The sequence below is a fragment of the Neobacillus oceani genome (genome assembly GCF_046237595.1).
In the GTDB taxonomy this organism is placed as follows: domain Bacteria; phylum Bacillota; class Bacilli; order Bacillales; family Cytobacillaceae; genus Bacillus_D; species Bacillus_D oceani.
The window spans coordinates 175,720-189,263 of the sequence record NZ_CP143543.1 but is presented as its reverse complement, the minus strand read 5'-3'; the positions used below and the strand labels follow the sequence as shown (position 1 = coordinate 189,263).

Annotated in this window: 7 protein-coding genes, 10 tRNA genes and 3 rRNA genes; 1 reads left to right on the top strand and 19 read right to left on the bottom strand. The window is 48.2% G+C overall.

Annotated elements, in window-relative coordinates; all coding sequences use genetic code 11:
* Positions 1–320: 320 nt before the first annotated feature.
* From glmM to sigW, 5 genes are all read right to left on the bottom strand, one after another.
* On the bottom strand, positions 321–1,670 hold the full coding sequence (gene glmM, locus V1499_RS01075) for a phosphoglucosamine mutase (RefSeq protein WP_409273109.1): 1,350 nt from the start codon (positions 1,668–1,670) through the stop codon (positions 321–323).
* A 46-nt stretch (positions 1,671–1,716) separates the two neighbouring features.
* Positions 1,717–2,952 (bottom strand): YbbR-like domain-containing protein, encoded by a 1,236-nt coding sequence (locus V1499_RS01070; RefSeq protein WP_409273107.1) that lies wholly within the window; start codon positions 2,950–2,952, stop codon positions 1,717–1,719.
* Positions 2,945–3,772, bottom strand: a complete 828-nt coding sequence (cdaA, locus tag V1499_RS01065) for a diadenylate cyclase CdaA (RefSeq protein WP_409273106.1) — start codon at positions 3,770–3,772, stop codon at positions 2,945–2,947. The genes V1499_RS01070 and cdaA overlap by 8 nt, the downstream gene beginning before the upstream one ends.
* Positions 3,773–4,018: 246 nt before the next feature.
* Positions 4,019–4,651, bottom strand: a complete 633-nt coding sequence (locus tag V1499_RS01060) for a zf-HC2 domain-containing protein (protein WP_409273104.1) — start codon at positions 4,649–4,651, stop codon at positions 4,019–4,021.
* A gap of 12 nt (positions 4,652–4,663) precedes the next feature.
* Positions 4,664–5,227: an RNA polymerase sigma factor SigW gene (sigW, locus tag V1499_RS01055; RefSeq protein WP_316572764.1), complete on the bottom strand. Its 564-nt coding sequence runs from the start codon at positions 5,225–5,227 to the stop codon at positions 4,664–4,666.
* A gap of 173 nt (positions 5,228–5,400) precedes the next feature.
* Between sigW and V1499_RS01050 the strand changes: the two genes are divergently transcribed.
* Complete coding sequence (locus V1499_RS01050) at positions 5,401–5,565, top strand: Spo0E family sporulation regulatory protein-aspartic acid phosphatase (protein ID WP_409273102.1); 165 nt, start codon at positions 5,401–5,403, stop codon at positions 5,563–5,565.
* Between the two features lie 85 nt (positions 5,566–5,650).
* Here the strand turns inward: V1499_RS01050 and rocF are convergent, their stop codons facing one another.
* The 14 genes from rocF to V1499_RS00980 all read right to left on the bottom strand — a co-directional run bounded on the left by rocF (position 5,651) and on the right by V1499_RS00980 (position 13,436).
* A complete protein-coding gene (rocF, locus tag V1499_RS01045; RefSeq protein ID WP_409273101.1) occupies positions 5,651–6,547 on the bottom strand; it encodes an arginase in 897 nt (298 codons plus the stop codon).
* A gap of 661 nt (positions 6,548–7,208) precedes the next feature.
* Positions 7,209–7,284: transfer RNA gene (locus V1499_RS01040), tRNA-Ala, on the bottom strand.
* A gap of 6 nt (positions 7,285–7,290) precedes the next feature.
* A tRNA-Gly gene (locus V1499_RS01035) sits at positions 7,291–7,365 on the bottom strand.
* Positions 7,366–7,409: 44 nt separating this feature from the next.
* Positions 7,410–7,482: transfer RNA gene (locus V1499_RS01030), tRNA-Lys, on the bottom strand.
* A gap of 154 nt (positions 7,483–7,636) precedes the next feature.
* A tRNA-Gln gene (locus V1499_RS01025) sits at positions 7,637–7,708 on the bottom strand.
* 91 nt (positions 7,709–7,799) lie between these two features.
* Positions 7,800–7,884: transfer RNA gene (locus V1499_RS01020), tRNA-Tyr, on the bottom strand.
* A 6-nt stretch (positions 7,885–7,890) separates the two neighbouring features.
* Positions 7,891–7,966 (bottom strand) — tRNA-Thr (locus tag V1499_RS01015).
* 23 nt (positions 7,967–7,989) lie between these two features.
* Positions 7,990–8,065: transfer RNA gene (locus V1499_RS01010), tRNA-Val, on the bottom strand.
* A 7-nt stretch (positions 8,066–8,072) separates the two neighbouring features.
* Positions 8,073–8,147 (bottom strand) — tRNA-Glu (locus V1499_RS01005).
* Positions 8,148–8,159: 12 nt separating this feature from the next.
* A tRNA-Thr gene (locus V1499_RS01000) sits at positions 8,160–8,232 on the bottom strand.
* 23 nt (positions 8,233–8,255) lie between these two features.
* A tRNA-Asn gene (locus V1499_RS00995) sits at positions 8,256–8,330 on the bottom strand.
* Positions 8,331–8,489: 159 nt separating this feature from the next.
* Positions 8,490–8,605 (bottom strand): 5S ribosomal RNA (rrf, locus tag V1499_RS00990).
* Positions 8,606–8,719: 114 nt separating this feature from the next.
* Positions 8,720–11,652, bottom strand: a 23S ribosomal RNA gene (locus tag V1499_RS00985).
* 232 nt (positions 11,653–11,884) lie between these two features.
* A 16S ribosomal RNA gene (locus V1499_RS00980) occupies positions 11,885–13,436 on the bottom strand.
* The 16S, 23S and 5S rRNA genes sit together here with 10 tRNA genes alongside, the layout of an rRNA operon.
* Positions 13,437–13,544 lie beyond the last annotated feature (108 nt).

Below are 13,544 nucleotides of genomic sequence, written 5' to 3'. Positions count from 1 at the left end.
GAGCAAGATTCGGCCGTGCGCTGCGGCCGGGAGGCATCCGCCGAAACCTTCGATAAACCTCCACCTCGTCAACTAACCCCTTCTCCGTTCAGGTTAGTTCTGGCGCTTTGTGATTTGGTAAACCTCTGTCCACCTTTCCATTCTTGAATAAATTGGTCTTATAGCAAACAAGCAGTTTACATGTTACCTGAAGAAAGTATATCCGTCAAGATGAAGTGTTTCCCGGTTTTTTACCCAGGCGGATGGAACGAAAAACTCCCTCGATGCTAATAAAATATGCATAAGGGAACGCGTCTGTTCCCTTATGCATAGGATAAGCACTATTCTTTTAAACCCATTTCCGCTTCTACCACTGCTGCAATCCGGTTAACATAGTCCTTGCAAAGATCCTCGGTCGGTGCCTCTGCCATGACGCGTACAAGAGGTTCTGTTCCAGATGGACGGACAAGGATGCGCCCGTTGCCGGCCATTTCTGTTTCAACCTGAGTAATGATTTCCTTTACCTTCTCATTATCGGTTACATGGTATTTATCTGTTACCCGGATATTGACCAGGATTTGCGGGAATTTTTGGATTTCACTTGCCAGCTCGGATAGCGGCTTCTTTGTCGCCTTCATGATATTCACGAGCTGCAAGCCGGTTAAAAGTCCATCACCAGTTGTATTGTAATCGAGGAAAATGATGTGCCCGGACTGTTCGCCGCCAAGATTATACCCATTTTTCTTCATTTCCTCTACCACATATCGGTCGCCGACAGCCGTCTGGACACTTTGAATGCCGTTCCGCTCCAGCCCTTTATAAAATCCAAGGTTACTCATAACAGTTGATACGACAGTCGACTGTTTCAGTCTGTTATGTTCCTTTAAATACTTGCCGCAAATGTACATGATTTGGTCGCCGTCCACGATTGCGCCGTTTTCATCAATTGCAATAACACGGTCGCCGTCCCCGTCAAATGCAAGCCCGATATCTGCTCCTTTTTCTTTTACAAAAGCAGCCAGGGCCTCTGGATGGGTGGAGCCCACTCCCGCATTAATATTCAGGCCGTTTGGTGAAGCGCCCATTGTTGAAAGGTCGGCTTCAAGATCTGCAAACAGATGGGTTGCAAGTGAAGACGTCGCCCCATGCGCGCAGTCAAGCGCAATATGGATACCTGAAAAATCTTCATCAACCGTTTGCTTAAGGTATTGAAGGTACTTCTGCCCGCCTTCAAAATAATCATTTACAAGGCCAAGGCTTGCGCCTATCGGTCGGGGCAGGTTGTCCTCAGGCAAATCCATCAGCTGTTCGATTTCATTTTCCTGATCATCGGAAAGCTTGAATCCATCCGGACCGAAAAATTTGATTCCGTTATCTTCAACAGGATTGTGGGATGCGGAAATCATGACTCCCGCTTGTGCCCCTAATGCCTTTGTAAGATAAGCTACCCCAGGCGTCGAAATAACGCCAAGCCTCATTACTTCCGCACCGATTGAAAGAAGCCCTGCGACAAGCGCGCCCTCAAGCATGTGGCCGGATACGCGGGTATCACGCCCGATAATTACTTTTGGCCTCTCTTTATCTTTCGTGAGGACGAATCCCCCGAACCTACCTAATTTAAATGCAAGCTCTGGTGTCAGCTCGCTGTTTGCGACACCCCGTACTCCATCGGTCCCGAAATATTTTCCCATTCTACAATCGCTCCTTCTGCTAAATCCACATCAAATGAAATGGTTGTTATGCATCTGTTTTTGTTATTGTAACGGTAGCTGTTGTTTTGGCCATTCTCCAGGAAACATCTTGAGGCCCGTCGACCTCTATGTCAACATCATGATCGCCTTCTTCCAAACCCGACAATTCAACAAACAACCGGAAGTCGGACGGTCCGATTGAATCGATTTTCTCGGAAGGCCCATAGACAAGCAAGCTTGTACTGCCGCCTTCCGGGTCTTTGAAGACAACCTTTTGATCAGGGGAAAGCCCCCTTATATTGACTGGGATGGAAGAAATCTGTTTTTCATCCTCTCCCTTACGCACTTTCACAGTTACTTTCACCAGTTCTGGAGAAACCTTTTTGATTCCCTCCGAAATGATGACTGGAACAGTAACCGTTCCGCTTTCTTTAATTTTGCTTAAATCAACTTCCGCTCTAACAGCTTTTGTGGCGGCCAGGACGGCCTCATCGGCTGTGATAACAGCATCCTTTACATCTGCTTCAATTGATTCAAGAACCAGGCCATCAGGTAGGGAACCTTTTTGGATAATATTGATCGGCACTTGTTTCGTCAAGCTTTTTATCGGAATGGTCACTTCCACTGAATCGGGTTCAACAATTACGCTTAGTTTGTTCAGCTCTCTATCGAATACTTGTATTTTAGCATCTCTTGTTGTTGTTTGTTCAATCGGCCTCTTCAAATCGACCGTCGCCTTCACATACGTAATGCTGTCAATGACATCTCTTGCGCCTGTAATCTTTACTTTATCCGGGGAAACCTTTGGCGATGAGGCCGCGAATCCGTCCTTTACCATCGAAGTGTTGTACTCTGGGTCGACACTGAATTCCCTTGTTGTCCTCTCTTGGACTGAAATATTGACTGTTGATGGGGAAATCACCGCATCCAGTTTATCCGATAGGTCGCGAATCTTCAATTTAACCGACCTTTTGCCAATCTGGGCACCTTCCAGGTCAACAAACACTTCAAAGTTCCTCAATGTTTTTGCATTCTGAACATGGCTTTTCGGCCCGGTAATTTTCATGTCTACCGTTTCGGGTATTCCTGAAACAATAAGATTTTTCGTATCATAATACGCATTGACGGGAACATCTTTTATCGTCTCGGTCGTTTCATCCCCGGGCACATAAATTTCGTTCAGCTTTTTCCCCTCGGTTGCCGGTACAGAGGAATAAAGCAGGAACGCGAGCAACAGGGCGACGATTTTCACAAACCAGCTGTTATCCAGCATTTTATCCATTTTTCTTCATCCTCCAATTCCAAAGGGTTGAAGATGATGTTTTGCCCCTGTCTTTTCCTACAAGTTCATTATTAATCATTTCCTTGAAGGTTTCCATGCTCAAATCCCGGTACAATTCCCCATTCTTGGTAAGCGAAACGCTTCCCGTTTCCTCGGATACGACGATGGTAATGCTATCGGTCACCTCGCTGATTCCGAGCGCGGCCCTGTGCCTTGTCCCAAGTTCCTTAGAAATGAACGGGCTTTCCGATAAAGGCAGGTAGCATGCTGCTGCGGCTATATTATTCTTTTGCAAAATAACAGCGCCGTCATGCAGTGGCGTATTCGGAATGAAAATATTGATTAGGAGCTCGGATGAAATCTTCCCTTCAAGCCGGATTCCGGTTTCAATATAATCGGTCATCCCCGTTTCACGCTCTATTGAAATAAGGGCTCCGATCCTTCGCTTCGCCATATAATCGATGGCTTTAAAAATGGCCAACGCCGTTTTCTCAAGCTCTTCCTCTTCCTGCCCGCTTGTTCGGGAAAAGAACCGGCCTCGGCCGAGCTGTTCAAGCGCCCTTCTTAATTCGGGCTGAAAAATGATAATGATTGCGAGGAAACCCCAGGTAATAATATTGTCCACAATCCAGCTCAAGGTTCTCAGATCAAGAAAGTCGCTAAGTACCTTTACAATTAAAATGACAAAGATTCCCTTTAAAAGTTGGACCGCCTTTGTCCCTTTTATTAAAATAATCAGTTTATAGACGACGTACCAGACGATGGCAATGTCGACTATGCTGGCCAAAGATTTAAAAAGTGAAAAATCTCCTAAAGACATTGGTTTTCCTCCGGTCGTGTAATAGGGAAAGAACCGAAAAACGGGCTCTTTTATATAAATTGGTAGCCGGATTGCTTGATGAATCCGGATCACGTAGCGCCAGCTTCAATTAACAAAAATAAACCAATATGATTTGTTTTGTAACTTTCTCATTATACCATAAAATCATTCAAGACGAAGGAGTGTGGACCTAATGCAAAGCATTTTCTTCAAGGGCAGTCAACAAAAATAAGCCACCCATGTGGCTTATTTTTCGTCAGGCTCCTTTTTGCCATCAAGGCTTACAAGTTCGGTTGCCGTTCTTTTAATTTGATACCATATCCAGTCAAAGGCTCGATCGACCTCTTCTATTTTCCCGGTCACATTTCCCGCTGAGGCCATGTACTGCTCCCCATTGATTACGGTAACATTTCCCTGGACTTCCCCTTCAATTTTAATGTTACCATTTTTAACAACCAAATCCCCTTTGACTACCTTTCCCGCTGGAACAATTACCGTGTGGTCTTCAATCACAACCTGGCCTGCATTGGTGGTCGAGAACTCACGGTCGCTATCCCAAGCCGAGAAAAGGCTTCCCGCCATCAGGAAAATAAAGACTGCCGCCGCCGTAACGATCGGATGCCGCTTCATCCACCGCTGTACTCCTACCTTTTTCTTTTCCTTCGGCAGTCTAGCCATGACCGATTGCGTAAAATGGTCCGGTGCATGAACATTCGCAGTGCTGCGGATAAGGGCGATTGTTTTCTTCATTTCATGAAAGATATTCTGGCAAGCGGTGCACGTGCCTAAATGATCCTTTAATATCTGTTCGTGCTCGGGATCTAAATCTTCATCAAGATATTCATGCATGTATACAATAATTTCCTCGGGACAGTTCACATCATTCACCTCTTATACATGTCGTAATTGCTTCCTTAATGCTTCCCGCCCTCGATGAATCCTGGTTTTTACCGTTCCAAGGGGCAAATCGAGTATTTCGCTTATTTCATTTAACGATAACTCTTCAATATATTTCAGGACAATGACTGACCTGTATTTTTCGGGCAGCCTTACAATTTCTCCCTGGATGGCCTCTTGAAGTTCCATCATCTCGACCTCCTTATCGGGAAGGGGGGAATCGGACGGTATACGGGAATATAGGGTCAAACCCTCCGTCCCGGCCACCTCGGCATCCAAATAATAATCCGGTTTTTTCTTGCGGATTCTGTCAATGCAGAGATTGGTCGCTATTCTGTACAGCCAGGTCGAGAATTTATATTCCTGGTTGTAGCTGTTGATATTCACATACGCCCTTATAAAGGCTTCCTGGGCGATTTCTTCAGCTTCATGCCTATTTCCGAGCATCCGGTATCCAAGCTGGTACAGCTTATCCTTGTACAGCTCGACTATCTCGGCAAATGCATCCTGATCGCCTTTTTTTATTTGTTTTATTCTTTTTTTAACAAGAGCATCCAATTTTTTACCTCCGCCTCCACTTGCGGCTATCCGATAGTACGAACCGCTTGCAAAAAGGTTTCATGTATTTAAAAACAATTTTAACAAAATCTTACCATATATCTCTCCCGGAGGTTTGAAATTATGAAAGAACGGAGATAAAAATAGTAACTTTTAGAAAGGAATTGGTACCCATGCATTGTCAGCTTTCCGAACTGGCCAGGGAAATTGAAACATCCCGGAGAGAAATGGTTAAGCTTGCTTCCAAAGCATCCCTAACAGACCGAAACGTAATCGAGGCCAGCACCAAACTGGACTCTTTATTAAACACATACCATCTCCTGATCAGCCAAAAATAAATCAAGTTAGTTATGATTCCCATTAAAAAACCAGCTGCCTCTCCTCGGAGCGGACGCTGGTTTCCTTGTTTCTAACTATATTGCCTTATAAAAGTTTTTCCCCAAAAAGCGATCCCATCAGTTCCACAGCAACTTTTGCGGTTTTGTTCCGTTCATCAAGAATAGGATTCACCTCAACAAATTCAGCTGAAGTAATCAAGTTTGCTTCGGCCAGCATCTCCATCGCCAGGTGGCTTTCCCGGTAGGTGATTCCACCGAATACAGGCGTTCCTACCCCTGGAGCGTCCTGAGGATCTAACCCGTCCAAATCAAGGGATAAATGGACACCGTCTGTCCTAGTTTTAAGATAGGCAATTGTCTCTTTCATTACACGCGCCATACCCATACGATCAATTTCATGCATTGTATAAACTTTAATGCCTTTTTCCTTAATCAGATCCTTTTCTCCATCATCAAGCGCCCTCGCGCCAATTATGACAATATTCTCTGGCCTAACTTTTGGGCAGTAGCCGCCCAGTTCCGTCAGCATTTTATGTCCAATTCCGATGCTGACAGCAAGAGGCATGCCATGAATGTTTCCTGATGGGGACGTTTCAGCCGTATTTAAATCACCATGGGCGTCATACCAAATAACACCAAGGTTTTTATAATGTTTAGATATGCCGGCCAATGTGCCAATTGCAATGCTGTGGTCGCCCCCAAGGACCAGGGGAAACGACCCCTTTTGGACAACCTTATCTACTTCCTCGGCAAGCTTAGCATTTTTTTCCTTTACTAATTCAAGATTCCTTAATTTGGACTCCTTGTCGATAACAACTTCAGGCCTGCCGACAGGAATGTCCCCCAAATCCTCTATTTCATCAAACAATTTTTTCAGCCGTTCGACAACTTCGGCATAGCGTATTGCGCTTGGGCCCATATCCACTCCTCTTCGCAACTGTCCAAGGTCCATTGGCATTCCGATAATGGACAACTTTTTCATTGTGAACTCCCCCTTTGTATACCTAATTGTAACCGCTTCCCTTCGACTGACTCAACTCGACAAACCTTTGAATATATATACAGTGTCAATCTATAAGGGGGAGAAACCGTTGCTTTCTAGATTTAGTCTGTACTTGTCAATTAAGTAACACCAGTTCCGGGTTTTGATTGTTCTGTTCCCGGTTTGTGCGATACCTTTTGGGCTTTTGCTATAATCTTTGTCAGTCAACCGGATTTGTGCGACACCTTTTCAGCTTTTGGGCAAATCTTTGTCACTCATCCTGATTTGTGCGACACCTTTTCGGCTTTTGCATTAATCTTTGTCGCTCATCCTGATTTGTGCACACCTTTTGGGCTTTTGCATTAATCTTTGTCGCTCATACGGATTTGTGCGACACCTTTTCAGCTTTTACGTTAATCCTTGTCGCTCAAACGGATTTGTGCGACACCTTTTCGGCTTTTGCGTTAATCTTTGTCGCTCAAACGGATTTTTGCGTCAACCTTTTCGCACTTTAACTTTACTTACCCGCACTTTCCTCATGCATCCCTAACCTCCCTAACAACTAAACATAAGTCGGAGTGTTTAAAGCTTTCAAAACAACAAAAAAGCCTTAAATCCAATTTGGATTCAAGGCAAAAAGGTCTTTATGTAAAAAATGTGATGGTGGAGCCTAGCGGGATCGAACCGCTGACCTCCTGCGTGCAAAGCAGGCGCTCTCCCAGCTGAGCTAAGGCCCCGGCTTATGGAGCGGAAGACGGGGTTCGAACCCGCGACCCCCACCTTGGCAAGGTGGTGTTCTACCACTGAACTACTTCCGCGTATATGAAAACTATACTACAAAAGGTTCATTTAAACAACAAAATGAGCCATGAAGGACTCGAACCTTCGACCCTCTGATTAAAAGTCAGATGCTCTACCAACTGAGCTAATGGCTCGAGTTTATTTAGCTATCCTAATCTTTGTTAACATATGTGTCCCCGCCTCAGTAAGGACCGCAAGTAGCAGCTCGGCGGGTACAACTCGCAGATTTTTCACGGAGCTTCGCTCGTCTCTACCAACTGAGCTAATGGCTCGAGTTATAAAAAAATACTGGGCTAGCTGGATTCGAACCAACGAATGACGGAGTCAAAGTCCGTTGCCTTACCGCTTGGCTATAGCCCAATAATGCTATGGTCACCAAAATAGGAATCCCCATACAACCTAAAAAGAACATACATAGTATTGCTCTTTTTGTTTGGACCTATTCAGGGAATGGTGGTGGGGGACGGATTCGAACCGCCGAACCCTGAGGGAGCGGATTTACAGTCCGCCGCGTTTAGCCACTTCGCTACCCCACCAAAAAATGGTGCCGGCTAGAGGACTTGAACCCCCAACCTACTGATTACAAGTCAGTTGCTCTACCAATTGAGCTAAACCGGCATAATGAATGATATTAAAATGAATGGTGGAGGATGACGGGATCGAACCGCCGACCCTCTGCTTGTAAGGCAGATGCTCTCCCAGCTGAGCTAATCCTCCAAATAAATGGTGACCCCTACGGGATTCGAACCCGTGTTACCGCCGTGAAAGGGCGGTGTCTTAACCGCTTGACCAAGGGGCCTTCATAAAAATAAGCTTCCAAGCGGGCTCGAACCGCTGACCTCTTCCTTACCATGGAAGTGCTCTACCTACTGAGCTATGGAAGCATTATACTAAAATTTATAATTAGTGGCTCCGCAGGTAGGACTCGAACCTACGACCGATCGGTTAACAGCCGATTGCTCTACCACTGAGCTACTGCGGAATATTTAGTATATCCATACTCTTGTATAGCATTTGTGTCCCCGCCTCAGTAAGCTCCGCAAGAAGCGACTCGGCGTATAAAACTCACAGCTTATTCATAGTAGAAATGCTTGTCTCTACCACTGAGCTACTGCGGAATAATAAAAACCTAATATTCAAAGCCCGGCAGCGTCCTACTCTCACAGGGGCAAGGCCCCAACTACCATCGGCGCTGAGAAGCTTAACTTCCGTGTTCGGTATGGGAACGGGTGTGGCCTTCTCGCCATAACTGCCAGACAATGAATTAGACATATTCTATTATAATGTCTTTTGTGGTTCTTTCAAGAAGAAATTTTATTCCCTCAAAACTGGATAATTTCAGAAGAAGTTCGGAAGAACATGGTAATCTAATTGGTTAAGTCCTCGATCGATTAGTATCAGTCAGCTCCACACGTCGCCGTGCTTCCACCTCTGACCTATCAACCTGATCATCTTTCAGGGATCTTACTTCTTTCGAATGGGAAATCTCATCTTGAGGGGGGCTTCATGCTTAGATGCTTTCAGCACTTATCCCGTCCGCACATAGCTACCCAGCGATGCCTTTGGCAAGACAACTGGTACACCAGCGGTGCGTCCATCCCGGTCCTCTCGTACTAAGGACAGCTCCTCTCAAATTTCCTGCGCCCACGACGGATAGGGACCGAACTGTCTCACGACGTTCTGAACCCAGCTCGCGTACCGCTTTAATGGGCGAACAGCCCAACCCTTGGGACCGACTACAGCCCCAGGATGCGATGAGCCGACATCGAGGTGCCAAACCTCCCCGTCGATGTGGACTCTTGGGGGAGATAAGCCTGTTATCCCCGGGGTAGCTTTTATCCGTTGAGCGATGGCCCTTCCATGCGGAACCACCGGATCACTAAGCCCGACTTTCGTCCCTGCTCGACTTGTAGGTCTCGCAGTCAAGCTCCCTTGTGCCTTTACACTCTGCGAATGATTTCCAACCATTCTGAGGGAACCTTTGGGCGCCTCCGTTACATTTTGGGAGGCGACCGCCCCAGTCAAACTGCCCGCCTGACACTGTCTCCCACCCAGATCATGGGTGCGGGTTAGAATTTCAATACAGCCAGGGTAGTATCCCACCGACGCCTCCACCGAAGCTGGCGCTCCGGCTTCACAGGCTCCTACCTATCCTGTACAAGCTGTACCAAAATTCAATATCAGGCTGCAGTAAAGCTCCACGGGGTCTTTCCGTCCTGTCGCGGGTAACCTGCATCTTCACAGGTACTATAATTTCACCGAGTCTCTCGTTGAGACAGTGCCCAGATCGTTACGCCTTTCGTGCGGGTCGGAACTTACCCGACAAGGAATTTCGCTACCTTAGGACCGTTATAGTTACGGCCGCCGTTTACTGGGGCTTCGATTCAGAGCTTCGCTTGCGCTAACCCCTCCTCTTAACCTTCCAGCACCGGGCAGGCGTCAGCCCCTATACTTCGCCTTGCGGCTTCGCAGAGACCTGTGTTTTTGCTAAACAGTCGCCTGGGCCTATTCACTGCGGCTCTTCAGGGCTATGAACCCTAAAGAGCACCCCTTCTCCCGAAGTTACGGGGTCATTTTGCCGAGTTCCTTAACGAGAGTTCTCTCGCTCACCTTAGGATTCTCTCCTCGCCTACCTGTGTCGGTTTGCGGTACGGGCACCTTCCATCTCGCTAGAGGCTTTTCTTGGCAGTGTGGAATCAGGAACTTCGGTACTAAATTTCCCTCGCTGTCACAGCTCAGCCGTCACGGAAAGCGGATTTGCCTGCTTTCCAGCCTAACTGCTTAGACGCACATATCCGACAGTGCGCTTACCCTATCCTCCTGCGTCCCCCCATTGCTCAAACGATGAAGAGGTGGTACAGGAATATCAACCTGTTGTCCATCGCCTACGCCTTTCGGCCTCGGCTTAGGTCCCGACTAACCCTGAGCGGACGAGCCTTCCTCAGGAAACCTTAGGCATTCGGTGGATGGGATTCTCACCCATCTTTCGCTACTCATACCGGCATTCTCACTTCCAAACGCTCCACAGGTCCTTCCGGTCCTGCTTCAACGCCCTTGGAACGCTCTCCTACCACTGACATCGAAGATGTCAATCCACAGCTTCGGTGATACGTTTAGCCCCGGTACATTTTCGGCGCAGAGTCACTCGACCAGTGAGCTATTACGCACTCTTTAAATGGTGGCTGCTTCTAAGCCAACATCCTGGTTGTCTAAGCAACTCCACATCCTTTTCCACTTAACGTATACTTTGGGACCTTAGCTGGTGGTCTGGGCTGTTTCCCTCTTGACTACGGATCTTATCACTCGCAGTCTGACTCCCACGGATAAGTCTTTGGCATTCGGAGTTTGTCTGAATTCGGTAACCCGATGGGGGCCCCTAGTCCAAACAGTGCTCTACCTCCAAGACTCTCACAACGTGAGGCTAGCCCTAAAGCTATTTCGGAGAGAACCAGCTATCTCCAGGTTCGATTGGAATTTCACCGCTACCCACACCTCATCCCCGCACTTTTCAACGTACGTGGGTTCGGTCCTCCATCCAGTGTTACCTGGACTTCAACCTGGACATGGGTAGATCACCTGGTTTCGGGTCTACGGCCACATACTCATTCGCCCTATTCAGACTCGCTTTCGCTGCGGCTCCGCCTCTTCGGCTTAACCTTGCATGGGACCGTAACTCGCCGGTTCATTCTACAAAAGGCACGCCATCACCCATGAACGGGCTCTGACTACTTGTAGGCACACGGTTTCAGGATCTCTTTCACTCCCCTTCCGGGGTGCTTTTCACCTTTCCCTCACGGTACTGGTTCACTATCGGTCACTAGGGAGTATTTAGCCTTGGGAGATGGTCCTCCCGGATTCCGACCGGATTTCACGTGTCCGGCCGTACTCAGGATCCACTCAGGAGGGAACGAAGTTTCAGCTACAGGGCTTTTACCTTCTCCGGCAGGCCTTTCCAGGCCTCTTCGCCTACCCCGTTCCTTTGTAACTCCATGTAGAGTGTCCTACAACCCCGGAAGGCAAGCCTTCCGGTTTGGGCTATGTCCCGTTTCGCTCGCCGCTACTTGGGGAATCGCGTTTGCTTTCTCTTCCTCCGGGTACTTAGATGTTTCAGTTCCCCGGGTCTGCCTTCAATACCCTATGGATTCAGGTAAAGATGCCACCCCATTACGGATGGCGGGTTTCCCCATTCGGAAATCTCCGGATCAAAGCTCACTTACAGCTCCCCGGAGCATATCGGTGTTAGTCCCGTCCTTCATCGGCTCCTAGTGCCAAGGCATCCACCGTGCGCCCTTTCTAACTTAACCTAAAAGGTCATTCCACTCTGTTTACCAGAGAGAAAACTAAAATGGCGATCACTCGGTTCTTCTTGGTTACTTCTTCTTAACATTATCCAGTTTTCAAGGAACAAACTTTGCCCGAAAGGGCAGAGTCAAAAAAAGCTTTGAAGGATTGCTCCCTCAAAACTAAACAAACAAGCGGCCAACATCACAGTCCCGAAGGACTGAGTTCCGATTGCCTTAAAGGCAATATCCTTAGAAAGGAGGTGATCCAGCCGCACCTTCCGATACGGCTACCTTGTTACGACTTCACCCCAGTCATCTGTCCCACCTTAGGCGGCTGGCTCCTTACGGTTACCCCACCGACTTCGGGTGTTACAAACTCCCGTGGTGTGACGGGCGGTGTGTACAAGGCCCGGGAACGTATTCACCGCGGCATGCTGATCCGCGATTACTAGCGATTCCGGCTTCATGCAGGCGAGTTGCAGCCTGCAATCCGAACTGAGAATGGTTTTATGGGATTGGCTCCACCTCGCGGCTTCGCTGCCCTTTGTACCATCCATTGTAGCACGTGTGTAGCCCAGGTCATAAGGGGCATGATGATTTGACGTCATCCCCACCTTCCTCCGGTTTGTCACCGGCAGTCACCTTAGAGTGCCCAACTGAATGCTGGCAACTAAGATCAAGGGTTGCGCTCGTTGCGGGACTTAACCCAACATCTCACGACACGAGCTGACGACAACCATGCACCACCTGTCACTCTGTCCCCCGAAGGGGAACGTCCTGTCTCCAGGAGTGTCAGAGGATGTCAAGACCTGGTAAGGTTCTTCGCGTTGCTTCGAATTAAACCACATGCTCCACCGCTTGTGCGGGCCCCCGTCAATTCCTTTGAGTTTCAGCCTTGCGGCCGTACTCCCCAGGCGGAGTGCTTAATGCGTTTGCTGCAGCACTAAAGGGCGGAAACCCTCTAACACTTAGCACTCATCGTTTACGGCGTGGACTACCAGGGTATCTAATCCTGTTCGCTCCCCACGCTTTCGCGCCTCAGCGTCAGTTACAGACCAGAGAGCCGCCTTCGCCACTGGTGTTCCTCCACATCTCTACGCATTTCACCGCTACACGTGGAATTCCGCTCTCCTCTTCTGCACTCAAGCCCCCCAGTTTCCAATGACCCTCCACGGTTGAGCCGTGGGCTTTCACATCAGACTTAAGAGGCCGCCTGCGCGCGCTTTACGCCCAATAATTCCGGACAACGCTTGCCACCTACGTATTACCGCGGCTGCTGGCACGTAGTTAGCCGTGGCTTTCTGGTCAGGTACCGTCAAGGTACCGGCAGTTACTCCGGTACTTGTTCTTCCCTGACAACAGAGCTTTACGACCCGAAGGCCTTCTTCGCTCACGCGGCGTTGCTCCGTCAGACTTTCGTCCATTGCGGAAGATTCCCTACTGCTGCCTCCCGTAGGAGTCTGGGCCGTGTCTCAGTCCCAGTGTGGCCGATCACCCTCTCAGGTCGGCTACGCATCGTCGCCTTGGTGGGCCATTACCCCACCAACTAGCTAATGCGCCGCGGGCCCATCTGTAAGTGACAGCCGAAACCGTCTTTCAGCTTTCCAACATGTGTTGGAAAGGATTATCCGGTATTAGCTCCGGTTTCCCGAAGTTATCCCAGTCTTACAGGCAGGTTGCCCACGTGTTACTCACCCGTCCGCCGCTAAAGTTCCAAAAGCAAGCTTTTGAAACTTCCGCTCGACTTGCATGTATTAGGCACGCCGCCAGCGTTCGTCCTGAGCCAGGATCAAACTCTCCAAAAAAGAGTATGAGTTTAGCTCATAAAGTTACGTTGGCTAGTGATCCGAAGATCACTATATTATTGTTTGTTGACGCTTGTTTGTTTAGTTTTCAAAGAGCAATTTTTGAAC

Bases quoted from the DNA above. Each gene is read 5' to 3' on its own strand.
- glmM (WP_409273109.1), bottom strand. From the start codon at position 1,670: ATGGGAAAATATTTCGGGACCGATGGAGTACGGGGTGTCGCAAACAGC.
- V1499_RS01070 (WP_409273107.1), bottom strand. From the start codon at position 2,952: ATGGATAAAATGCTGGATAACAGCTGGTTTGTGAAAATCGTCGCCCTG.
- cdaA (WP_409273106.1), bottom strand. From the start codon at position 3,772: ATGTCTTTAGGAGATTTTTCACTTTTTAAATCTTTGGCCAGCATAGTC.
- V1499_RS01050 (WP_409273102.1), top strand. From the start codon at position 5,401: ATGCATTGTCAGCTTTCCGAACTGGCCAGGGAAATTGAAACATCCCGG.
- rocF (WP_409273101.1), bottom strand. From the start codon at position 6,547: ATGAAAAAGTTGTCCATTATCGGAATGCCAATGGACCTTGGACAGTTG.